The organism is Curtobacterium sp. MCPF17_002, from assembly GCF_003234115.2.
Classification (GTDB): domain Bacteria; phylum Actinomycetota; class Actinomycetes; order Actinomycetales; family Microbacteriaceae; genus Curtobacterium.
On sequence record NZ_CP126251.1, the window covers coordinates 230,177 to 252,013 of the forward strand.

The 21,837-nt window shown below is 70.3% G+C and carries 17 protein-coding genes; 11 read left to right on the forward strand and 6 right to left on the reverse strand.

What is annotated here, in order from left to right:
* Positions 1 to 82 precede the first annotated feature (82 nt).
* Genes DEJ28_RS01080 through DEJ28_RS01095 form a run of 4 tightly spaced genes read left to right on the forward strand, consistent with a single transcriptional unit; the run spans position 83 to position 5,248 of the window.
* Positions 83 to 973, forward strand: a complete 891-nt coding sequence (locus DEJ28_RS01080) for a transketolase (protein WP_258367855.1) — start codon at positions 83 to 85, stop codon at positions 971 to 973.
* Complete coding sequence (locus DEJ28_RS01085) at positions 970 to 1,926, forward strand: transketolase family protein (RefSeq protein WP_111114137.1); 957 nt, start codon at positions 970 to 972, stop codon at positions 1,924 to 1,926. Before DEJ28_RS01080 ends, DEJ28_RS01085 begins: the two co-directional genes overlap by 4 nt.
* Entirely contained in the window at positions 1,923 to 3,785 is a 1,863-nt protein-coding gene (locus DEJ28_RS01090) for a phosphoenolpyruvate carboxykinase (GTP) (protein ID WP_111114138.1), read from the forward strand. Before DEJ28_RS01085 ends, DEJ28_RS01090 begins: the two co-directional genes overlap by 4 nt.
* The gene (locus DEJ28_RS01095; RefSeq protein ID WP_111114139.1) at positions 3,782 to 5,248 is read left to right on the forward strand and encodes a glyceraldehyde-3-phosphate dehydrogenase; all 1,467 of its coding nucleotides are present in this window, start codon (positions 3,782 to 3,784) and stop codon (positions 5,246 to 5,248) included. The genes DEJ28_RS01090 and DEJ28_RS01095 overlap by 4 nt, the downstream gene beginning before the upstream one ends.
* A gap of 152 nt (positions 5,249 to 5,400) precedes the next feature.
* On the opposite strand, the gene DEJ28_RS01100 is transcribed toward DEJ28_RS01095, so the two are convergent.
* Positions 5,401 to 6,567: a N(5)-(carboxyethyl)ornithine synthase gene (locus DEJ28_RS01100; RefSeq protein ID WP_111114140.1), complete on the reverse strand. Its 1,167-nt coding sequence runs from the start codon at positions 6,565 to 6,567 to the stop codon at positions 5,401 to 5,403.
* A 45-nt stretch (positions 6,568 to 6,612) separates the two neighbouring features.
* Positions 6,613 to 7,593: a LacI family DNA-binding transcriptional regulator gene (locus DEJ28_RS01105; RefSeq protein ID WP_220034580.1), complete on the reverse strand. Its 981-nt coding sequence runs from the start codon at positions 7,591 to 7,593 to the stop codon at positions 6,613 to 6,615.
* Positions 7,594 to 7,769: 176 nt separating this feature from the next.
* Between DEJ28_RS01105 and DEJ28_RS01110 the strand changes: the two genes are divergently transcribed.
* The 7 genes from DEJ28_RS01110 (at position 7,770) to DEJ28_RS01140 (ending at position 16,029) form a co-directional block, all read left to right on the forward strand.
* Positions 7,770 to 9,068: an ABC transporter substrate-binding protein gene (locus tag DEJ28_RS01110; protein WP_181433580.1), complete on the forward strand. Its 1,299-nt coding sequence runs from the start codon at positions 7,770 to 7,772 to the stop codon at positions 9,066 to 9,068.
* Positions 9,065 to 10,015, forward strand: a complete 951-nt coding sequence (locus DEJ28_RS01115) for a carbohydrate ABC transporter permease (RefSeq protein ID WP_111114143.1) — start codon at positions 9,065 to 9,067, stop codon at positions 10,013 to 10,015. Before DEJ28_RS01110 ends, DEJ28_RS01115 begins: the two co-directional genes overlap by 4 nt.
* Positions 10,012 to 11,004 (forward strand): carbohydrate ABC transporter permease, encoded by a 993-nt coding sequence (locus DEJ28_RS01120; RefSeq protein ID WP_111114144.1) that lies wholly within the window; start codon positions 10,012 to 10,014, stop codon positions 11,002 to 11,004. The genes DEJ28_RS01115 and DEJ28_RS01120 overlap by 4 nt, the downstream gene beginning before the upstream one ends.
* On the forward strand, positions 11,001 to 12,935 hold the full coding sequence (locus tag DEJ28_RS01125) for a beta-L-arabinofuranosidase domain-containing protein (protein WP_111114145.1): 1,935 nt from the start codon (positions 11,001 to 11,003) through the stop codon (positions 12,933 to 12,935). Before DEJ28_RS01120 ends, DEJ28_RS01125 begins: the two co-directional genes overlap by 4 nt.
* A gap of 219 nt (positions 12,936 to 13,154) precedes the next feature.
* A complete protein-coding gene (locus DEJ28_RS01130) occupies positions 13,155 to 13,559 on the forward strand; it encodes a helix-turn-helix domain-containing protein (RefSeq protein ID WP_146248774.1) in 405 nt (134 codons plus the stop codon).
* A gap of 144 nt (positions 13,560 to 13,703) precedes the next feature.
* Positions 13,704 to 14,933 (forward strand): MFS transporter, encoded by a 1,230-nt coding sequence (locus DEJ28_RS01135; RefSeq protein WP_284180764.1) that lies wholly within the window; start codon positions 13,704 to 13,706, stop codon positions 14,931 to 14,933.
* A gap of 70 nt (positions 14,934 to 15,003) precedes the next feature.
* Positions 15,004 to 16,029, forward strand: a complete 1,026-nt coding sequence (locus tag DEJ28_RS01140; protein WP_258367856.1) for a LacI family DNA-binding transcriptional regulator — start codon at positions 15,004 to 15,006, stop codon at positions 16,027 to 16,029.
* A 48-nt stretch (positions 16,030 to 16,077) separates the two neighbouring features.
* Here DEJ28_RS01140 and DEJ28_RS01145 read toward each other — a convergent pair whose 3' ends face one another.
* The 4 genes from DEJ28_RS01145 to DEJ28_RS01160 are packed head-to-tail and all read right to left on the reverse strand — an operon-like array spanning position 16,078 to position 21,738.
* On the reverse strand, positions 16,078 to 18,540 hold the full coding sequence (locus tag DEJ28_RS01145) for a glycoside hydrolase family 31 protein (protein ID WP_111114149.1): 2,463 nt from the start codon (positions 18,538 to 18,540) through the stop codon (positions 16,078 to 16,080).
* Positions 18,540 to 19,442, reverse strand: a complete 903-nt coding sequence (locus DEJ28_RS01150) for a carbohydrate ABC transporter permease (protein WP_111114150.1) — start codon at positions 19,440 to 19,442, stop codon at positions 18,540 to 18,542. Before DEJ28_RS01150 ends, DEJ28_RS01145 begins: the two co-directional genes overlap by 1 nt.
* Complete coding sequence (locus tag DEJ28_RS01155; RefSeq protein ID WP_111114151.1) at positions 19,439 to 20,401, reverse strand: carbohydrate ABC transporter permease; 963 nt, start codon at positions 20,399 to 20,401, stop codon at positions 19,439 to 19,441. Before DEJ28_RS01155 ends, DEJ28_RS01150 begins: the two co-directional genes overlap by 4 nt.
* Before the next feature lie 29 nt (positions 20,402 to 20,430).
* A complete protein-coding gene (locus tag DEJ28_RS01160) occupies positions 20,431 to 21,738 on the reverse strand; it encodes an ABC transporter substrate-binding protein (RefSeq protein WP_111114152.1) in 1,308 nt (435 codons plus the stop codon).
* Between the last annotated feature and the right edge of the window lie 99 nt (positions 21,739 to 21,837).

Sequence of the window (21,837 nt, forward strand, 5' to 3'; positions counted from 1 at the left end):
TGTTCCCAGAATCTCACTCAGTAGACACCTCGTTCACGGAGTGATAGTTTGTGAACTCCACCGCAGAACGAAGGAGTCGGCCGTGACACGCAACGACGCGAGAGATGTCGAGCACCTGGAGACCGTTGCCCGAGAGGGGCGGTGGCGGGTCCTCGAGACGGTCGCCACCAGCAAGGCGGGACACATCGGTGGGCCGATGTCCGCGATGGACCTCATGGTGGCCCTCTACTTCCACCAGCTCCGGATCGACCCGGAACAGCCCCAGGACCCGGACCGTGACCGGTTCATCCTGTCGAAGGGGCACTCGGCCATCGGGTTGTACTCCGTCCTCGCGCTCCGGGGCTACTTCCCGGTCGAGGAGCTCGCCACGTTCGACCACGGCGACTCCCGGCTGCAGGGCCACCCGGACATGAAGCTCACCCCCGGCGTCGATTCGTCGACGGGCTCGCTCGGGCAGGGGCTCTCCGCCGGCTCCGGCATGGCCATCGCAGCGAAGATGCAGGGCAAGGACTTCCACACCTGGGTCGTGCTCGGAGACGGGGAGATCGAGGAGGGCATGGTCTGGGAGACCGTGATCTGCGCTCCCCGGTACGGCCTCGACAACCTCACTGCGATCATCGACCTGAACGGCCTGCAGCAGTACGGGTGGCCGTCGGGCGACCACGACCGGTACGACCGCAGCGAGCCGATGGGGCACGTCAACCTGCCTGCGGTGTTCCGCGGGTTCGGCTGGGACGTGATCGAGATCAACGGCCACGACTACGAGGAGATCCTCGACGCCTACGGCCGGGTCGACGCCGCCCGCGGCACGAGCGGCAAGCCGACCGCGATCATCGCCCACACGGTGAAGGGCAACGGCGTCTCCTTCACCCGCGGCACCTTCAAGTGGCACAACGGGGTCCCGACCGACGAGCAGCTCGACCTCGCTCGCACGGAACTCCTCATCGAGCAGAAGACGGAGGCCCTCGCATGAAGGCTCAGCGCGCAGTGTGGGGCGACACCCTCACCGAACTCGCCGGCACCGACGACCGCATCGTCGTGGTCGACGGCGACCTCGCCACCTCGACCATGGCGGTGACCTTCGCGAACGCGCACCCCGAGCGCTTCATCCAGGCCGGCATCGCCGAGCAGAACATGGTCGGCATCGCCTTCGGGATGTCGACGCTCGGGTACCGACCGTGGCTGTCGTCCTTCGGCGTGTTCCTGACGAACCGGGCGCTCGACCAGGTCCGGATGCTGGTCTCGCAGACGAAGGCCCCCGTCCGGCTCGCGGCTTCCTACAGCGGTCTCCTCAACGGCGCGAGCGGCAAGACGCACCAGGACATCGAGGACCTGTCGGTGATGCGTGCACTGCCGAACATGACGGTGCTCGCACCGGCCGACGAGACCGAGGCGGTGGCGGTCATCCGCTGGGCCGCCGACCACGACGGACCGGTCTACCTCCGGATCGCACGGGACCCGGTCGCGGACGTCTTCGACAGCACGTACGAGTTCACGCTCGGCGCGCCGGTGCTGCTGCGGGACGGTGACGGAGCGGGCACCGCGGACGTGACCGTCGTGTCGACCGGCGTGCAGACCTCACGGACCGTCGAGGCCGTGGCCGCGGTGGAAGCCGATGGTCGCCGTGTCCGGCACGTGCACCTGCCGACGATCAAACCGCTCGACGAGGACGCGCTCTGGGCGTCCCTCGACGGCGCGTCCGAGGTCGTCACGGTCGAGGAGCACTCGGTCGTCGGCGGACTCGGTGACGTCGTCGCCGCGGTCCTCGCCGGCCACGCGAGCGGTGCCCGACTGACGAAGGTCGGCCTGGCCGACGCGTGGGCCGAGTCCGGCTCGAACGACTTCCTGCTCGACAAGTACGGCCTGTCGGCCGAACGCGTCGCCGGACGCATCCGTGACGTCCTGGGGGAGCGGGTGCCGTCATGAGCATCGTCGACGCGGACACCGCCGCCCACGCTGCGTCGGCCCGCCCGGTGGTCGCCCCGGGACCCGGCCTGGAGGCCCTGCACCGGTGGGTGGGTCAGGTCGCGTCCCTGACGGAACCGGACCAGGTCGTCTGGTGCTCCGGCAGTGACGCCGAGAACCGCAGGCTGCTCGACGAGATGGTCGCCTCCGGCTCGATCGTCGCCCTCGACAGCGGGTTGCGGCCGGCCAGCTACCTCGCGCGGAGCGACCCGGCCGACGTCGCCCGCGTCGAGGACCGCACGTTCATCTGCTCCGCCACGGAGCAGGACGCCGGGCCCACCAACAACTGGCGCGATCCCTCCGCCATGCGCGAGGAGCTCACGACACGGTTCGAGGGCTCGATGCGCGGTCGCACGATGTACGTCGTACCGTTCTCGATGGGTCCCGTCGGCGGTGCGATCTCCCAGGTCGGCGTACAGGTCACGGACTCGCCGTACGTCGTCGTCTCGACGCGGATCATGACCCGCATGGGCGCCGACGCGCTCGCGCAGATCGGGCCCGACTCCGTCTGGGTCCCGGCGCTGCACACAGTGGGGATGCCGTTGGTCACCGGTGCCGACACCCGGATCGAGGACGTGCCGTGGCCGTCCAACGCGACGAAGGTCATCGCGCACTTCCCGGAGACGCGGGAGATCTGGTCGTACGGGTCCGGCTACGGCGGCAACGCGCTGCTCGCGAAGAAGTGCTTCGCGCTGCGCATCGCCTCGGCCATGGCCCGCGAGGACGGCTGGCTCGCCGAGCACATGCTGCTCATCCGCGTCACGACACCGGCGGGCAAGGTGCTGCACGTCGCGGCCGCGTTCCCGTCGGCGTGCGGCAAGACGAACTTCGCGATGATGACCCCGACCCTGCCCGGCTGGAAGGTCGAGACCATCGGCGACGACATCGCGTGGCTCCGCCCCGGTGCGGACGGTCGCCTCTGGGCGATCAACCCCGAGGCCGGCTTCTTCGGGGTCGCTCCCGGCACCGGACCCGACACCAACCCGGCCGCGATGACGACGGTCCGGTCGAACACGGTCTTCACGAACGTCGCGATGACGCTGGACGGCGACGTCTGGTGGGAAGGCGCCTCCGACGAGCCGCCCGCCCACCTCATCGACTGGCGCGGGCAGCCCTGGACGCCGGACAGCGCGACGCCGGCGGCGCACCCGAACGCACGCTTCACGGTGGCGGCCGACCAGTGCCCGACGATCTCCGACGACTGGGACAGCCCGGACGGCGTGCCGATCGACGCGATCGTGTTCGGCGGACGACGAGCCACCAACGTGCCGCTCGTCGCCGAGGCGGAGGACTGGGAACACGGCGTGTTCTTCGGCTCGACGATCTCGAGCGAGCAGACCGCTGCCGCCGAGGGGCCCGTCGGCGAACTCCGGCTCGATCCCTTCGCCATGCAGCCGTTCTGCGGGTACAACATGGCGGACCACTGGGCGCACTGGCTGGAGATCGGCGACCGCCTGGGATCGAAGGCGCCCCGCGTGTTCCGGGTGAACTGGTTCCGGAAGTCGTCCGACGGCCGCTACCTCTGGCCGGGCTTCGGTGAGAACGTCCGCGTGCTCGAGTGGATCGCCGCTCGTCTCGACGGTGACGCCGACGTCCGGTGGAGTCCCGTCGGGGGTCTGCCGGGTGTGGGTGAGCTCGACCTCACGGGGCTCGACCTCGACGGGTTCGCACTCGACCAGCTCTTCGCGGTCGACCCGGCCGCCTGGTCCGCAGAGGCCGAGCAGCTCCGGGCGCACTACGACCGGTTCGGGGACCGCGTCCCGGCCCGGCTGCGTGCCCGACTCGACCAGCTCGTCCGGCGACTCGAGGACGCGGCGTGAGCACCGAGGCCGAACACACCGACGCCGAGCTCTGGGACGACTGGAACGCGCAGCTCGAGCTCGCCGAGGAGATGATCCCGATCATCGGCCGACTGCACCGCCGGGACGGCGTGGTCGCCGGCATCCACGGCCGCCGACTCGTCAACCGCTCCGCCATCGAGATCGTCAAGGCCCACCGGTTCGCCCGGCACGTCGACGGCGAACCGCTGCCCCTGACGGAGTCGCTCGCGATCCTGCGGGTGATCGACGCCCTCGGCAGCGGGCCGGCGGCACTGGACCTCGGCGCGCTGGCGGCGCACGTCCGGACGCCGTCGGGAGCGCCCACGGCCGATCGGATCGCGGCCCAGCTGCGAGCAGCAGGCGAGGGCGGTCCGCTGCCGGTGACGGACGTCGTGCTCTACGGCTTCGGGCGCATCGGCCGGCTGCTCGCCCGCATCCTCATCTCGCACCGGTCCCAGGCGAGCGGCCTCCGGCTCCGTGCGATCGTGGTGCGCGAGGCGACCGGGCCGGACGACCTCGTCAAGCGTGCGAGCCTGCTCCGCCGGGACTCGGTGCACGGTCCCTTCGACGGGACGATCACCGTGGACGAGGCCGCCCAGGCGATCATCGCCAACGGCACCAGGATCGTCGTGATCCGGGCGTCCGACCCAGCGGAGATCGACTACACCGCGTACGGCATCGACGACGCCGTCATCGTGGACAACACCGGCCGCTGGCGGACCGACGAGCAGCTCCGACGACACCTCGTGTCGCCGGGCGCATCGCGCGTGCTCCTCACCGCACCCGGCACGGGATCCGTCCCGAACGTCGTCCAGGGGATCAACGGCGCCGCAGCCGAGGACGCGGACGTCGTCGCGGCGGCCTCGTGCACGACGAACGCCGTCGCACCCGTCCTCGCGGCGCTCGACGCCGAGTACGGGATCGTGCGCGGGCACATCGAGACCGTGCACTCGTTCACGAACGACCAGAACCTGACCGACAACTTCCACAAGGCAGACCGACGCGGTCGCGCCGCGCCGCTCAACATGGTGATCACCGAGACCGGTGCCGCGCGGGCCGTCGCGGAGGCGGTCCCGGCACTGGACGGCAAGCTGACCGCGAGCGCCATCCGTGTGCCGACGCCGGACGTGTCGCTCGCGATCCTGAACCTGCGCCTCGGGCGTCCGGCCGATCGTGACGGCGTCAACGCCTTCCTCCGGAGCGTGTCGCTGACGTCGGCGCTCCGCTCGCAGGTCGACTACGTCGAGTCACCGGAGTTCGTGTCGTCCGACGTCCTGGGGTCGCGGTTCGCCGGCGTGGTCGACGGTCTCGCGACGCAGGCGAACGACGAGGACGTCGTCCTCTACGTCTGGTACGACAACGAGTTCGGGTACTCCTACCAGGTGGTCCGGGTGCTGGAGACGATGAGCCGCGCGCGTCCGGTGCCCGTGCCCGGGCCACGAGAGCTCGCGATCACGACCTGATCGCGACGAGCGCGTCCCTCTGCGGAGTCTCCTGTGGTGGGGGAAGGGCGCGCTCCGAGGGAGGGGGCAGCGCCCCGCAGTCCGCCTCCTCCCTCACACCCACCAGCGACGGCGACGCGCACCGACGGCGACGCGCTCCGGCGGGCTCCGCCTCAGGCGCCCAACGGGTGCGGGTACTCGGCAGCCCGTCCCTGGAACTCGAGGATCGCGCGGTTGTGGACGTGACCGTCCTCGATCTCGATCGCTCGCCGGATCGTGTCGGAGTCAGCCCACGACGACGGGCCCGCCATCACGGTGCGGAGGAACGGCATCAGCGCCTCGCTGATCTCCCACGTGGCGGAGTTCCAGAGCAACGACGGGCTGTGGTCGACCGCGTAGTAGTTGGTGGAGTCCCCGACGGTGATCATCGGCTCGGCGAACGACGTGGGTCGCGCCCACTCGAAGCCCATCCCCTCGTCGATGGAGACGTCGACGATGAGGCTGCCGGGCCGGAACGCGCCGAGGTCCTCGGTGCGGAGGTAGGTCAGGGGTGCGTTCGGGTCCTGCAGGGTGCAGTTCACGACGATGTCGTTCTCGGCCAGGTACGGCGCCAGCGGTACCGGGCCGTCCTCCGTCTTGACCGTGGAGTCGAACGGCTCGTGGTCGTCGTGCCCGAACTGCAGGATGTCGACGGACGGGATGGGAGAACCGACGGCCGCGATGTCGCGGTTGGTCAGGACGCGCACGTCGTGGATCCCGTGCGCGTTCAACGCGGTGACGGCGCCGCGGGCGGTGGCGCCGAAGCCGATGACGACGGCGGTGAGTCGACGGCCGTAGTCACCGGTCGACCCGCAGAGCTGCAGGCCGTGGATGACGGAGCAGTAGCCGGCCATCTCGTTGTTCTTGTGGAACACGTGCAGTCCGAACCCGCCGTCCTCGCGCCAGTGGTTCATCGACTCCCACGCGATCAGGGTCAGGCGCTTGTCGATGGCGAGTTGCGTCAGGTCGGGGTTCTGCACGCAGTGCGGCCAGCCCCAGAGCACCTGCCCGTCGCGCAGCTCGGCGAGGTCCTCGGTCTGGGGCTTCGGGAAGAGGACGACGTCGGACCTGGCGATGATCTCGTCACGCCCGGCCAGGGGGCCGACGAGTGGTTCGAGCTGGTCGTCGGTGAGGCCGAAGTGGCGGCCGTACCCGCGCTCGAAGGTCATCGCCGCCCGCAGGTCCGGGTCGATGCGCTCGAGGTGCGCGGGGTGGATCGGCAGGCGACGTTCGTCGGCCTTCCGGGAGTCCGCCAGCACGCCGAGGTGGAGCAGGTCGCGTGCTGGTGCAGTTTCGGTCATGGTGCACTCTACGGCGGGACGATCCGTGTCCGAGTCCCGCTCAGCTCACGTGGACTGCCGCGGCACCAGGAAGCAGTCCACGGTCCGGACGCCGCCCTCGACGTGTTCGCCCTGGATGATCCGCATCATCAGGTCGGCAGCCTGGCGCCCGACCTCCCGCAGGTTGAGGTCCACCGAGGTGATGCTCGGCCGCGCCGCGTCCGTGATGACGCTCCAGTTGTCGACGCCGACGACGCCGACCTGGGTCGGCACGACGATCCCGTTGTCGCGCAGGCAGTCCACGACGCCGCGGGCGATCTGGTCGCTCGCGCAGAAGACCCCGTCGAACTCGGTCCCGAGCAGGCGCGCGGCGGCTTCGTACCCCCAGCGTTCGCTCCACTCGCCGTACAGTGCGTCGCCACCGGCGAGGGTGGCGCCGGCGGCGGCGATCGCGCGCTTCGCGCTGTCGACGCGGTGCCTGGTCGCCGTGTGCCGGCGCGCTCCGGCGATCACGGCGATGGAGCGTCGCCCGGAGCCGACGAGGTGGTCGATCGCGCGCGCGGCCCCGGCTTCGTCGTCGGGGACGATCGAGACGTCGTCCGGGTCGGTCGAGGGGGAGAGCGCGTAGACGGCCGGCACCTTGAGGAGCTCGGTGATCGAGGTGCGCGGGTCGCTGGAGCGCCCGGTCACGACGATGCCGTCGACGTGCTGGTTGAGGAACGTCTGCACGTAGTGCTGCTCGCGGATCGGGTCGCCACGGCTCTCGGCGAGCAGCATCGAGACCTCGCCGGGCCCGAAGGTGTCCTCGGCTCCGGTGAGGATCGGGATGGTGAACCGGCCGTAGGCGTCGGTGGAGAGCACGCCGACGAGGAAGGACCGGCCTGGAGGCGCGCCCCGCGTCCCGGTGCGCACGGCCAGTCCCAGCTCGGTCGCCGCTGCGGCGACGCGCCGTCGCGTGTCCTCGGCGATCTGGCCCCGGCCGTTGAGGACCTTCGACACCGTGCCGACGGACACGCCCACCTGGGCCGCGACGTCCGCGAGTGTCACCTGCCGCCGCATCACCATCGGGGTCGCCTCCGCAGCGCTGTGTGTTCCATTCGGCAAACCTTGCCGTACCGCGGTCGCCATGTCCAGCATTGACACGCGCTTCCCGGCGCACGTATGGTCGGCAACAACAGCAAAACTTGCCGCAACGATGCGGCAAGGACGTCGAGGAGATGACGATGAAGACATCGACCATGCGGCGGGTCGCGGTCGCGACCGCCGGACTGACGATCGCCGCGCTGGCGCTCGCCGGCTGTTCGTCCAGCGGGACCGCCGACGACGGTGGCGGCTCCGGCAAGGGCACGATCACGCTCTGGCAGCGGGACGGCGGCGTCGACCTCACCGACCAGGTGAAGGCCTACGAGAAGGCGAACCCCGGCGTCACCGTGAAGGTCTCGACCATCCAGGCGGACCAGTACCTCACCAAGCTCGCGAACTCGGCCCGGGCGGGCTCCGTGCCGGACCTCGTCAGCTTCGACATCGTGAACACCCCGCTCCTCGCCACCCAGGGGCTGCTCGCCGACGTGACGAGCAAGGTCAAGAGCTTGTCCGACAAGGGCGACCTCGCACCGGCCGGCGTGGAGATCGGGACGCTCGACGGCAAGAACTACGGCCTGCCCGTGGCGCTGACCGGCTCGCAGATGTTCTGGAACAAGTCGCTCTTCACGAAGGCGGGGCTCGACCCCGAGAAGCCGCCGACGACCCTCGCCGAGGTCAAGGCCGCGGCGCAGAAGATCCAGGCGCTCGGCGGCGGTGTCAGCGGGTTCTCCACCATCGGCGGCGTCGGGCAGGCGTGGACCGGGTTCCCGAGCGCGTGGGCGAAGGGCGGCAGCGTCCTCACCGCCGCGGGGAAGAAGCAGAAGGCGGACTTCACGAGTTCCGAACTGGTCGGCATGGTCGGCTGGTACCAGGACATGTGGAAGTCGGGCCTCATGCAGAAGACCGACGAGCCGAACCAGGACCCGGGCAACGTCGGCTCCGAGAACGCGCTCAACGGCAAGGTCGGGATCGTCTTCAGCGGGGCGAACGTGCTCACGGCGAAGAAGGACCAGTTCGGCAGCAACGTCGGGATCCCGGGCGTGGACGGCGGCTCTGGGTCGTTCCTCGGCGGCGACGAGATCGGCATGACCGCCGGGGCGAAGAACCCCGACGGCGGCTGGAAGCTCATGAAGTGGCTCGTCAGCTCCGAGGACGCCGCGAAGATCGACCTCTCGCAGGGGTGGATCGCGCCGGACCTCGCGATCGCGAAGGAACTCGCCACCGACGACTGGTCGAAGGACATCGTCGCGACGCTCGCGATCGGCAAGCTCCCGAAGAGCATCGCCTACAACGCGGTGATCAACGACCCGAACGGGCCGTGGGCGCAGCAGTCCCAGAAGGTCATCTTCCAGGGCGCCGACCCCGAGGCCGCACTGCAGTCCGCGCAGAAGCAGGCGGACGGCCTCATCGAGCAGGCGTACAGCCAGGTCGGACAGTGACCGTCGCCGCACCCGCGGTGCTCGCCGGTGCCGCGGTCAGGAGCACTCGCTCCCGGCCGCGGCCCGGCGCGCGCCGCCGCCAGCTCCTCGCGTGGCTGCTCGTCGCACCCGCGCTCGTGCTCGCCCTCGTCTTCTTCGTGGTGCCGATGGTCCTGCTCGTCGGGATGTCGTTCGCGAACTGGCCGCTGCTCGGCCGGGTCACGCCGGCCGGGATCGCGAACTACGTGCAGGCGTTCCAGGACGCCGCGTTCTGGCGCTCGCTCTGGTTCTCGCTGCTCTTCACCGTGGTGTCCGTCCCGCTCGGCATCGCCGTGAGCTACGCGGCGGCGACGATGGTCCGCGGTGAGGGCCGGTTCGTGTCCTTCGTCCGGACGTCGTTCTTCATGCCCGTCGTCATCGGGTTCACCGCGGCGGCGTACATGGCGAACGTGCTGCTCGTCCCCGGGACCGGCATCATCAACGTCCTGCTCCACGCCGTGGGCATCACCGACGGAGACACCGCCTGGTTCACCGGCCCGACGACGGCGTTCTGGGCGGTCGTCGTCCTCACCGTGTGGAAGTCGATGGGCGTCGCGATGATCCTGCTCATGGCCGGCATGCAGTCGGTGCCGACCGAGGTCATCGAGGCGTCGAAGATCGACGGGGCCGGGTGGTGGCGGCGCGAGGCCTCCGTGGTCTTCCCGCTCGTCCGACGGCAGTTCGCGCTCTGCCTGCTGCTCGCGGTGTCCGGGTCGATCCTGGTGTTCGACCAGTTCTACGTCCTCACCAAGGGCGGCCCGAGCGGGTCGACCACGACGACGGTGATGTACACGTACCAGCAGTCGTTCGTCCGGTACGACCTCGGCTACGGTGCCGCGCTCTCGATGATCCTCACCGTGGTCATCCTCGCCATCGCCGTCGTGCAGCTCCGGGCGCTCCGCTCCACGGGCGCGGAGGACGACCGATGAGCGGGACGGACGTGCGCCGGAGCGGGGTGGAGCCGGCGCGCAGCACGACCGCAGCCGGTCGACGCGACGCGGGGCGCGCCTCCAGGCCGGAGCACGACGACCGGACCGATGCACCGGACGTGCGCCCCCGCCGGACCCGCCGTCGACGGCCGAGCATCGCCGGCATCGCCTACGTCGTCGTCGGGACGGTGCTGGCGCTCCTCTTCATCGCACCGGTGCTCTACATCCTGCTGCGGTCGTTCCTGCCGCCGTCCGCGGACGCGGACGGCATCGGCCTCGACTCCATCGCGACACTGACGCTCCGGAACTACACGAAGGTGTTCGACCCGTCCGTCGACCTCCGGCAGAACGTCGTCAACTCGTTCGTCGTCGCGATCTCGGTCGCGGTCCTCGTCGGCATCGTGTCGACCCTGGCGGCCTACGCGCTCTCGAAGATCCGGTTCCGCGGCTCGACGATCGTGTTCGTGCTCCTGCTCGCGCCGCTCGTCGTGCCGTTCCAGGGTCTGCTCACGCCGCTGTCGATCGTGCTCGGCAAGCTCGGACTGCTCGACTCGCTCGCCGGCGTGGTCCTCGTGCTCGTCACCCTGCAACTCCCGTTCTCGGTGTTCGTGATGCGGAACACGTTCGACGGCATCCCGCCGGAGCTCGAGGACGCGGCGCAGATCGACGGGGCCGGCACCGGCCGGATCCTGCGGTCAGTCATGCTCCCGCTCTCGTGGCCCGGTCTCGTGACCGTCTGCCTGTTCGGCTTCATGGCCGGCTGGAACGACCTGCTCAGCTCGGTCGTCTTCCTGTCGACCGACAGCAAGTACACACTCCCGCTCGCACTCTCGAGCATCAGCACCTCGTTCAAGATCCCGGGCGTCCCCGTGATCGACCCCGGACTCCTCACCGCCGTGGCGTGCGTCGCGACGGTCCCGGTGGTCGTGCTGTTCCTCGCGCTGCAGCGCTACTACACAAAAGGCCTGATCGGAGGGTCAATCAAATGATCGAGTACACCACCACGGCGCAGGGCCGGAAGCACCGGCCGATCCCGCTCGGCAGGATCACACCACGCGGGTGGCTGCTGGACCAACTCCGGCTGCAGGCAGACGGGATCACCGGGCAGCTCGAGGCAGTCTGGTCCGACGTCGGACCGGACAGCGGCTGGCTGGGCGGCCCGGGGGAGAACTGGGAACGCGGGCCGTACTACCTCGACGGGCTCGTCCCGCTCGCCCACGTCCTGCACGACGAGCGGCTGCAGGGCCTCGCGACGCCGTGGATCGAGTGGATCCTCGGCTCCCAGCGGGACGACGGGTTCTTCGGTCCCGCCGCGAACGACGACTGGTGGCCGCGGATGGTCGCACTCAAGGTCCTGACGCAGCACGCGGACGCGACCGGCGACGAGCGCGTCGAGCCCTTCGCCGAGCGGTACTTCCGCCACCAGCTCGAGCACCTGCCGACGCGGCCGCTGACGTCGTGGGGCCGTGCCCGTGGCGCCGACAACGCCCTGTCGGTGTGGTGGCTGTACGAGCGCACGGGGGAGGACTGGCTGCTGGAGCTCGTCGACCTCATCGCATCGCAGACCACCGACTGGGACGACTACCTGGCAGGCGGCCTCATCACCGGCGCCGCGCGGGTATTCTCGCACCGGACGCACGGCCCCAACGTGGCGATGGGGCTCAAGACCGGCGCGGTCGACGCCCTCCGCGACGAGCAGTTCGAGCGGCACGGACGCCGGACGGAGTCCTCGTTCGGCAACCTCGACCGTTGGCACGGACAGGCGCACGGCTGGTTCTCCGGCGACGAGTGGCTCGGCGGCCGCGAAGCCACCGCCGGCATCGAGACCTGCCAGGTCGTCGAGATGATGTTCACCACCGAGGTGCACGCCCAGGTGTACGGCCGCGGGATCGACGGCGACCGGCTCGAGTCGCTCGCCTACAACCTGCTGCCCGCCTCGAGCGACCCGACGATGCGCGGACACCAGTACCACCAGCAGGCCAACCAGGTCGAGGTGTCCGTCGCCCGCCGCGAGTGGTCGTTCTCGTCCGACGACGCGAACCTCTTCGGCCTCGAGCCGCACTTCGGCTGCTGCACCGCGAACCTGCACCAGGGGTGGCCGAAGTTCGTGTCGCACCTGTGGCTCCGCGACGACGACGGGCTCCGCGTGGTCGCGTACGCACCGGCCGCGATCGAGTCCGACGTGGACGGCGACCCCGTCTCGCTCGTCGTCGACACCGAGTACCCCTTCGACGAGACCGTCACGATCCGCGTCGACACCGACCGCACCGAGCCCTTCGCGATCCGGCTGCGGATCCCGGAGTGGGCTGCCGGGGCGGCCGGGGTGACGCTCACGGTCGGCGGTGCACCCGTGGCGATCGCGTCCGGCGGTGCAGCCGACGGGCTGGTCCCCGTCGACGGGTACGTCACGGTCGAACGGGACTGGTCGACGGCCGGCGACGTGGTCCTCGTGCTGCCCATGCAGGCACGGGTGATCCGCCGCGACCGTCAAGCTGCGAGCGTCCGGCTGGGACCGCTCACGATGGTGCACACCTCCGGCGAACGGTGGATCGAGCACGAGGGCGCCCCCGGAATCGGGGAGTGGGAGGTCCACCCCCGCGGGTCGTGGAACGTAGCGCTCGCCGAGGTGGACTCGGCACCCGGGTGGCGGATCGACCGCCGACGGGTGCCGGATGCACCGTGGTCGCTCACGGGGCGGAGTGCTCCGGTGGTCCTCCACGCCAGCGGTGCCCGGGCGACCGAGTGGCGGAAGGCGGGCGCCCAGGCAGACGTGCCGCCGCCGAGTCCGGTGCTCGACCACGGGCCCGACGACGACCTGCGGCTGGTGCCGTACGGATCGGCGCGGGTGCGGGTGACGGAGTTCCCGGTGATCGGGAGCTGGGGCGACGTCGACGACCCGGACGAGCCGGCGAGGCACTGAGGGCGGGATGTCCCAGCACGAGCCGGAGGCACATGCGCTTCCGGCTCGTGCCGTTCGTGCAGTGCAGCGTAGGGCTCGGTTGCACGTCGTCCGAACGGATCTCGAGGAGCGGGTGCGGTGTACTCCGGCCGCGCGGATCGTTCAGCGTTGCAGCGTGCACGGGGTGGGGAGTCGGAGAGGACCTACGCTTCTGACCAGGCGGCGGAGGGGGCATCGAGGATGGATCGCGTACTTCTGACTGAACGGCAGGTCGAGATCCTGGTGTTGCTCGCGTGGGGCGAACCGGTTCGTTGCATCGCGAAGGAGCTGTACCTGAGCGCTGCGACGGTGAACTACCACCTCGGGCGTCTCCGGCGGATCTTCGGCGCACAGTCTCTGCCGTCACTGGTCGCAGCGGCGTCCGTGGCGGGGATCCTGACGAGCGATCAGCTCCCGGTTCAGGGCACGGGGCGCCTCGATGTGGCGCCGAGCGAGCAGTCATGGGACCGCGCGTCGCCGCTGTGGACGCCCCATGCGCTGGCCGGTGCCGATCAAGCGGATCCCACCCACTTCGCGCCTGATCACTCCGCCCGGTCTGCTGCCGTCACGGCCGCTGCATTCGTCCAGGTTGAGAAGATCATCTAGTCCGTTCTCCCTCGGGCGCATCCACGCTCCGATTGCTGCTGTGATGTGGGTGTTCGCGGCGCTCGTTGCGCGACCTTGCATGCGATGGCGCGCTCGGAGCGTCTCCCGCCGTCCCGAGCGCTCACCTGGCCACGGTGAGCCGACGTGAGAGGACCTGAATACGACATGACGAACAGATACCGCTTCCTGGTCCGGAAACGCTTCACGGTCTGGGCGCTCTTCGCGGTCGTGGTCCGGATCCCGAACGCAAGTGCTCCGCTGGCGATGGTGTTCCTCGGCCACGGCGCCACAGGTTCGTACGCCTCCGGGGGAACACTCGCTGCTGCCTTCGTCGTCGGCGAAGTCGGTGGAGCCGCTCTCCTCGGTTGGCTCGGTCGAGAGAAGAACGTCCGGCGCGACGTGTCGATCGGTCTCGCGGTCGGCGCCGTCGCGTTCGGCCTCCTCGCCGTTGGTGGCGTCATCCCGTACTGGCTGCTGGTCGGTGCCGCCGTCCTTGCCGGCGCCGGACCCGCGCAGAGCGGGGGCGCCCTGCGCGCTGCGCTCGGTCGGATCGTCGAAGACAAGGACCTCGCGCGTGCCTACAGTGTCGATTCCCTCATCAGCGAGCTCGTCTGGCTCATCGCACCGGCGCTGGTCGTCGCCGCCGCCGTGATCGTGTCGCCGTACGCGGTACTCGCCCTCAGCGCTGCGCTCCTGGTCGTCGGGACGGTTCTCGCCGCGACGGCAGGAGGGGAGCTCCTCGCCGCAGGGTCGTCGACCGAAGGTGCGCAGATCTCGACCTCGAGACGCCCGCTGATCCACGCCTGGCCCATCTACCTGACGAGCGCGGCTGCTCTGTCGTTGCTCGCGGTCGCCGAACTCGTGCTGCCGTCGTTGCTCGAACAGCGCGGCTTCCGGGCTGAGTGGTCCGGGTTGCTCCTGGCGGTGTTCGCGGGTGCAAGCGCGCTCGCGTCCATCGTCTACGGGTTGCGGACGTGGTTCGGAAGCGTTCGCGCGCAATCGACGGTGTTCCTCATCGCGACGGCTGTCGCACTCGGGGCGATGGCGTTGTCGACGGGAATGGCCTTCATCGGGATCGCGCTCGTGCTCGCCGGCGTGTGCCAATCGGTCGTGATGATCACGAGGAACCTTTCGCTCCGTGACGAACTGCCACCCGCACTGCACACCAGCGGGTTCACCTTCATGTACTCCGTGCAGGGGGCCGGCTATGCGGCGAGCGCGGTCCTGGCTTCTGCTGTGCTCGATGGCGCGGGCGCCCCAGCGGCGATCGGGGCTGGAATCGCCGTGATGCTGGTCCTCACGGTCGTGAGCGTCGTCGCCGATGTGTCCAGACGGAGCGCCCGTACGCTCGCCACGTCCGCGGACTGTGCATGACGGCCGGAGCGCAGGAGGGCAGGGCGTGACAGAACCCGGAATCACCTGCCCGGCCCGGTACGGTGGCCACGTGGGCAAGGTCACACTGCAGGACGTCGCGGATCACGCCGGTGTGTCGATGAAGACCGTGTCCAACGTGGTCCGCGGCTACCGGCACGTCAGCGTGGGCATGCGCGACCGCGTGCAGGCCGCGGTCGACGAGCTCGGCTACCGCCCGAACGTCTCCGGCCGCAGCCTCGCCACGGGCCGATCGAACATGCTCGCCTTCGCGTTCCCGGACCTCCGCCGGCCCTACTTCGCGGAGCTCGCCCATGTGTTCTCCCGCGTCTGCGCGGACCGCGGCTACCAGTTGCTCCTCGAGGAGACCGGCGGCACGGCTGATGGGGAGCGCTCGGCGGTGCGGGGGCGCGAGGCCGGCGTGGTCGACGGTGTGGTGATCCACCCGCAGGTGCTCACCCCGGAGTACATCGACGGCATCCGGGGCGACACCGTGGTGGTGTTCCTCGGTGAGGACGTCCGGCCGGAGTGCTCCGACCAGGTGATGATCGACAACGTCGGCGCCGCGGCCGAGGCGGTCGGGCACCTCGTCGCACTCGGTCGCCGGCGCATCGGGTTCCTCGGGCACGAGGTCGGTCCGGCGTCGCGCACGTCGACGTTCCGGCTGGAGGGCTACCGTGCCGGGCTCGAGCGAGCGGGTCTCGTCGCGGACGACGCACTCCTCGTCGCGCGCGAGGTCGGCGACGCGGCGGGTGCGGAGACCGCCTTCGGGGCGGCCCTCGACGCCGGACTCGACATCGACGCCCTGCTCTGTCGCGACGACCTCGCAGCCATCGGCGCCCTCCGCGCGATGCGGTTGCGCGGACTGGAGGCCCCTGGTGACGTCGCCGTCGTCGGGTGGGACGGCTTCGGGCTCGCCGCGAGCCTCGCCCCGAGTCTCACGTCCGTCGCACCGGACACGGTCGCCCTCGCCGAGTCCGCGCTCGACCTCCTCCTCGGTCGCATCGACGGTGACGACGCGGCCGGCCGCCTGGTCACGGTGGGCCACCGTCTCGTGGTGGGGGAGAGCGCACCGTACGCGGACGGTTCCGTCGACTGACTGGAGGCGCGGGGCGGACCCGCCCCGCGCCTCCAGGCCGTCACACCGTCAGTCCGTACCGGGCTGGACGCTCCCGGGGCGAACGTCGCTGGGCTGGACGGCGCTGGGGTGGACAGCACCGAGCAGCTCGACCAGTGCGGAGCGGACCGCGACCGGCAGGTCGACGCTCTCGAGTTCCGCGATGCGGTCCGCTCGGGACGCGTCCCGCGCCACGACGGTCCACGCCTCCAGCTTCTCGGGGTTGCCGGTCTGCGCGCGCTCGAGCAGGCGGCGCGCGCCGCCGCGTGCGTCGACGCCCACGCGCGGTGGGCCGGCGAGGGTGAGCACGGCACCGTCGGCGGAGTCGACCGACAGGTCGACCGAGAAACGGTCGGTCGACTGCTCGGCGACCCGCTGTCCGGCTGCCGGTGCGGCGAGGAAGGTGACCCGCCAGTGCCGACGCTCCGGCACCGAGGTGTGGTCGCCCTCGGCGGCGCCGATGCGGAAGGCGGCTCCGTCGGCGTCCCACGACAGGTGCGTGGTGCAGACCGAGTCCGGGTCGTCCTCGCGGTCCTCGACGAGGGTGAACGAGCCGGAGGACCCGGGCGCGACGAGCACCTCGAGCGACGTCGGGTTCACGGTGGCGTCGACCTCGTCCTCGGCGGCGAGCGGCAGGATCCCGCCGGCGCGGAGGAGCACCGGGATGCCCTCGATGCCGCGGTGCAGCTCGACCCGGCGGTCCCCGGCGTAGGTCGTGCCGGTGAACACGTCGGTCCAGGTGCCGGGCGGCAGCCAGGCCCGGGCGCGACCGAGGAGCGACTCCGGGTCCCGCGGCTCCACGATCGGCGCGACGATCAGTTCGCTGCCGAACGCGTACTCGTTCGGGACGCCGTAGGCCTCCTCGCGGTGCGGCTCGAGGTGGTAGACGGGCCGGACCAGCGCGGTGCCCGCGGCGGCACGGTGGTTCATCGTGTGCAGGTAGGGGACCAGGCGGTGCCGGAAGCGCAGGGCATCGCCCATCGCCGCGCGGGACTCGGCCGGGAACGCCCACGGCTCCTTCCGGATGAACGGATTGTTCGCCGAGTGCAGGCGCATGATCGGCGAGAAGACGCCGAACTGCACCCACCGCGTCGCCAGCTCGTCGTCGCGGACTCCACGCGTGTGGCCGCCGATGTCGTGACTCCACCAGCCGTAGCCGATGTTCGCCGCGGTCGCGGTGAACTCCGGCTGGAACGCCAGCGACGCCCACGACACGACCGCGTCGCCGGAGAACCCGACGGCGTAGCGGTGGCTGCCGGGGCCGGCGTACCGCGAGAACGTCATGCCCGCGCCGCCGTCCCGCGCCGAGTCGAGGTGGTGGAAGTGGTTGAGGAGCCAGAGCGGGTCGACACCGGGCAGGCTCGTGGTCCGGCCCTGCTGCCAGTCGATCCACCAGAAGTCGACGCCCTGTTCCTCGAGCGGACGGTGCAGCACGGCGAAGTACGCCTCGAGGAACCGCGGGTCGGTGGGGTCGAACGGCACCGGTGTGCCGGTCGTGGGGTCGATGGCCATCGCCTCGGCCATCGCCGGGTAGGCGTCCTCGAACGCGCGCACCCCGTCAGCCGGGTGCAGGTTGAGCGTCGTGCGCATGCCGCGGCGGTGCAGCTCGGCGAGGAACGCGGCCGGGTCGGGGAAGAGCGACGGCTCCCACGAGTACCCGGTCCAGCCGTTGCCGAACCGCTCCGGGACGGACCCGACGCGGTGCCAGTCCATGTCGATCACGGCGACCGAGAACGGCAGACGTTCGTCGGCGAACCGGTCCACCAGGGCCAGGTACTCGGTGTCCGTGTAGGGGTGGTAGCGGCTCCACCAGTTGCCGAGCGCCCACCGCGGCAGGAGCGACGGCGCCCCGGAGACGGCGTGGTAGGCGTGGAGCGCGGCGTCGTAGTCGCGGCCGTACGCGAACACCGTGACGTCGCGGCGACCGGGGACGCGCGTGCCGATCCAGCCGTCGCCCTCGAACAGGAAGGACTCCGAGTCGTCGAGGACGGTGATGCCGTCGCGGGCGAGGATGCCGGGCTCCAGGGGCATCCGACCGTCGACGTCGTCGAGGGTGCGACCGGTGCCGCCGAGGTCGCGCGGCTCCTGTCCCCAGCGCCACCGGTTGGCGTCCGGGCCGAACGTCTCGACGGTGAAGCCGCCGGGGGAGAACGGACGGCCGTCGTAGTGCAGGCGGGCGCGGGCGGTGGTGACCACGACGCCGCCGCCGGCGGTGCCGGGGTCGGCGGTGCTGTCGGCGGGGCCGGCGGTGCCGGTGCCGCCGGTGCGCTCCGCCGTGTACGACGGCACCGGCAGGTCGCGGCGCAGCGCGAACGTCGACGCGCGGTCCTCGAACCCGCCGTCATCGCTCCACTCGACGCGGAACACCCCGTCGGCGAGGACGGTCACGCGCCAGTGGTCGCCGGTGATCGTGGCTGCCGGGTCGGCGCGGGGCGCGGTGCCGGGGAACGGGCGGATGACGTCCGCGGTGGTGTGGGTCTCGGTCGACGCCATCAGTTCTTCACCGCTCCCTGCGTCACACCGGAGATCACCCAGCGCTGGGCGAACAGGTACACGATGATCGTCGGCGCCATCGCCATCAGGTACGACGCGAACGCCACGTTGTAGTTCGTGCCGAACTTGCTCTGGAAGATGTTCTGCACCACCGGCAGCGTCTGCATGGTCGGGTCGGCCGTGATGAGCGACGGCAGCATGAAGTCGTTCCACGAGGCCAGGAACGCGAAGATGCCGACCGTGGCGTTCATCGGCGCGAGCAGCGGCAGGATGATCCGCCAGAAGATCTGCCACGTGCTCGCTCCGTCGATGCGGGCGCTCTCCTCGAGTTCGACCGGGATGGACCGGAGGTACGCCGAGTAGAGGAGCACGCTGAACGACAGCTGGAACATGGCGTGCAGGATGCCGACGCCGATCGGGTTGTCGAGCCCGAGCTGCGCGGTGAGCTTGATCTGCGGGAGCGCGATGACCGGGAACGGCAGGAACATCGCGGCGAGCAGGTAGACGAACGAGAAGCGGAAGAACCGCTTGTGCCAGTTCCGCACGATCGCGTACGAGGCGAACGAGCTGAGCAGGAGCGTCGCGACCACCGTGAGTGCGGCGACGCCGACGGACACCGAGAACGAGACCGGGAAGCGTGTCAGCTGCCACGCCTCGACGAAGCTCGCCGGGTTGAACGGCGCCGGCAGCGACAGGGCGTTGCCGTCGACCGACTGCGCGCTCGTCTTGAACGCCATCGCGACGGTCACGTAGAGCGGGACGAGGACGGTCAGGGACGCGACGGCGAGCAGGATCGTCAGCGGCCAGTTGACCCGTCCGAGGCGTCCACGTCGACGGGGCGGCTGATCGGGCCCCGTGGGCGTGGTGCGGGGTGCTGGGGTGCGGGTGTCGACGGTGGTCATGCGAGTCGCAGGTTCCTTCCACGGGTCGCCGCGAGCTGCAGCACGGAGATGAGGACGGTGATGATGAAGAAGACGGTCGCGTTGGCCATCTGGTACGCGTAGTCGCCGCCGGTGAAGCCACCGAAGATCGTCATCGCGACACTGCTCGTCGCGGTGCCGGGGCCGCCGCCGGTGAGGCCGACGATGACGTCGTACGCGCCGAGGTAGCCCTTCACGCCGAGCACCGTGTTGATGACGATGAACCCGCTGATGAGCGGGAGCGTGATCGAGCGGAGCTGCTTCCAGGCGCCCGCGCCGTCGAGCGCGCTCGCCTCGTACAGGTCGTTCGGGATCGAGGTGAGCCCCGCCGTGTAGACGAGGAGCGCCCCGGGCACGGTCTGCCAGGCGGACACGATCACGATGGACAGCCAGGCGAGGTTCGGGTCACCGAGGATGCTCTGCTCGAGCGGCCCGAAGCCGACCGAGGTGGCGAGCGCCGGGAGCGTGTTGGAGAACAGGTAGTTGAAGACGTACGCGACGACGATCCCGGACACGACCATCGGGATGACGAACACCGAGCGGAGGCCGGCGGCGTACTTGACCTTCTTCGTCAGGCCGATCGCCAGGGCGAGCGCGATGACCTGGGTGACGACGACCGTGACGAGCGCGAAGCCGAGCGTGAACCCGTACGAGGCGAGGATCGACGGGTCGGACACCAGGGCCTTGTAGTTCTCGAGTCCGAGGAAGTGCCACGACCCGAAGCCGAGGTAGTCGGTGAAGCTGTAGAAGATGCCGACGCACGCGGGGGCGACGACGAACGCGGTGAACAGCACGAGGGCCGGCACGACGAAGAAGTAGTACATCCGCTCGGTGCGGCGCAACGAGCCGACGCGGCGGTGCACCCGGGCGGCCGCCGTGACAGGGCCGGGCGAGGCCGGATCCGTCTCGGTCGCGCGGGCGAGTGGGGTCTGCATGGTCATGATCGCTCCTGGGGTCCTGGTCGCCCGGCTCAGACGGTCGCCGACCGGCCGGCGAGACGCCGCCAGTCCGCGTCGAGTCGCCGCAGCATCGAGGTGAAGTCACCGCTCCGGATCGCCGACTGCAGGTAGTTGCCGAGCGGGATGGAGGTCGGGATGAAGGTGCCGGCGCCCTGGTAGAACGCGGCGTCGTCGACGTACTGCTGCAGGCCCGCGAGTCGCTCGTCGGTCTGCGCCGGCGCGTTCTTCCGGGTGGAGTAGGCGAGGTTGTCGCGGTTGTACGCGTCGATGACCTCGTCCTGCATGAGGAACTCGACGAGCTCCTGCGCCTGGTCGACGTGCGTGCTGGCCTCCGGGATCCAGAGGCCGAGGTCGACGTTCACGCGGGCCTTCCGGTCGGCGGGGTCGTTCGACACCGGGAGCGCGAAGGTGCCGACCTCGAGCTTCTCGTCGATGAGCGCGATCTGGCTGAGCGCCCACGGCCCCTGCAGGTACATCGCCGCCTTGCCCTGGCCGAAGGCGAGGTTGCCGTCGGCGTAGGACCGGGTGGCGTGGTCCGGGTTGAAGAACGTCGAGATCGTCTTCGCGCGTTCCATCGGCACGGCGAAGGTCTTCTCGAACGACACCTCGGAGTCCGGTCCGACGTCGGCGCCGATGGTCTTCATCTTCCGGAAGAAGTCCCCGGTGTCGACGAGGCTGCCGACGGAGTAGTCGAACAGGCCCTGCCAGAGCGTCCACGTGTCGCGGTCGGTGGCGTAGACGGGCGTGATGCCGGCCTTGTCGAGCTCCGTGCAGACGTCGACGAACTCGTGCCACGTCGTCGGGACCGGCAGGCCGTGGTCGGCGAAGATCTTCTTGTTGTAGATCACACCAGCGGCGGCCAGCGAGTACGGCAGGACGCTGACGCGCCCGGGGTACTTCGCGTACTGGTCACCGAGTTCGGCGATGCTCGGCCGGATCCGCCCCGCCGACGGCAGTCCGCTCAGGTCACGGAGGACGCCGCGTTCGACGTAGCGGGCGAGTTCGAGGTTGTCGTTGAAGCACCCGACGTCGGCCGGTTGCCCGCGGACGAACTGCGGCGCGATGGCCGTCGTGCTGTCGTGCACCACCGAGGTGCCGCCGTGCTCCCGCTCGAACCGTCGGAGCAGCTTGTCGAAGTAGGCGATCACCTCTTGTTTCTGCTCGTAGAAGCGGAGTGTCGTGCCGCCCGTCGCGGCTTGGCCGGGTGTCGCACACCCCGCCAACGCCAACGTCCCGAGTGCGATCCCGCCCGCCGCACCGGCGAGGAACCCCCGCCGTCCGAGCGTTGTCCCGCTGATCCCTGTCCTGCTACCGACCATTGCTGCTCCCTCGTGCGCTCCCTCGCGCGTGGTCATGTTTACAGCGCTGGAAACCGCAAGTCAACGTTGTAATCAGACTGGAGGCGCGGTGCAGCCCCG

What these genes read in the sequence shown, in the direction of transcription:
- DEJ28_RS01160 (WP_111114152.1), bottom strand. Translation starts at nt 21,738, where the DNA reads ATGGTCGGTAGCAGGACAGGGATCAGCGGGACAACGCTCGGACGGCGG.
- DEJ28_RS01110 (WP_181433580.1), top strand. Translation starts at nt 7,770, where the DNA reads ATGAAGACATCGACCATGCGGCGGGTCGCGGTCGCGACCGCCGGACTG.
- DEJ28_RS01120 (WP_111114144.1), top strand. Translation starts at nt 10,012, where the DNA reads ATGAGCGGGACGGACGTGCGCCGGAGCGGGGTGGAGCCGGCGCGCAGC.
- DEJ28_RS01155 (WP_111114151.1), bottom strand. Translation starts at nt 20,401, where the DNA reads ATGACCATGCAGACCCCACTCGCCCGCGCGACCGAGACGGATCCGGCC.
- DEJ28_RS01085 (WP_111114137.1), top strand. Translation starts at nt 970, where the DNA reads ATGAAGGCTCAGCGCGCAGTGTGGGGCGACACCCTCACCGAACTCGCC.
- DEJ28_RS01125 (WP_111114145.1), top strand. Translation starts at nt 11,001, where the DNA reads ATGATCGAGTACACCACCACGGCGCAGGGCCGGAAGCACCGGCCGATC.
- DEJ28_RS01090 (WP_111114138.1), top strand. Translation starts at nt 1,923, where the DNA reads ATGAGCATCGTCGACGCGGACACCGCCGCCCACGCTGCGTCGGCCCGC.
- DEJ28_RS01145 (WP_111114149.1), bottom strand. Translation starts at nt 18,540, where the DNA reads ATGGCGTCGACCGAGACCCACACCACCGCGGACGTCATCCGCCCGTTC.
- DEJ28_RS01150 (WP_111114150.1), bottom strand. Translation starts at nt 19,442, where the DNA reads ATGACCACCGTCGACACCCGCACCCCAGCACCCCGCACCACGCCCACG.
- DEJ28_RS01100 (WP_111114140.1), bottom strand. Translation starts at nt 6,567, where the DNA reads ATGACCGAAACTGCACCAGCACGCGACCTGCTCCACCTCGGCGTGCTG.
- DEJ28_RS01130 (WP_146248774.1), top strand. Translation starts at nt 13,155, where the DNA reads ATGGATCGCGTACTTCTGACTGAACGGCAGGTCGAGATCCTGGTGTTG.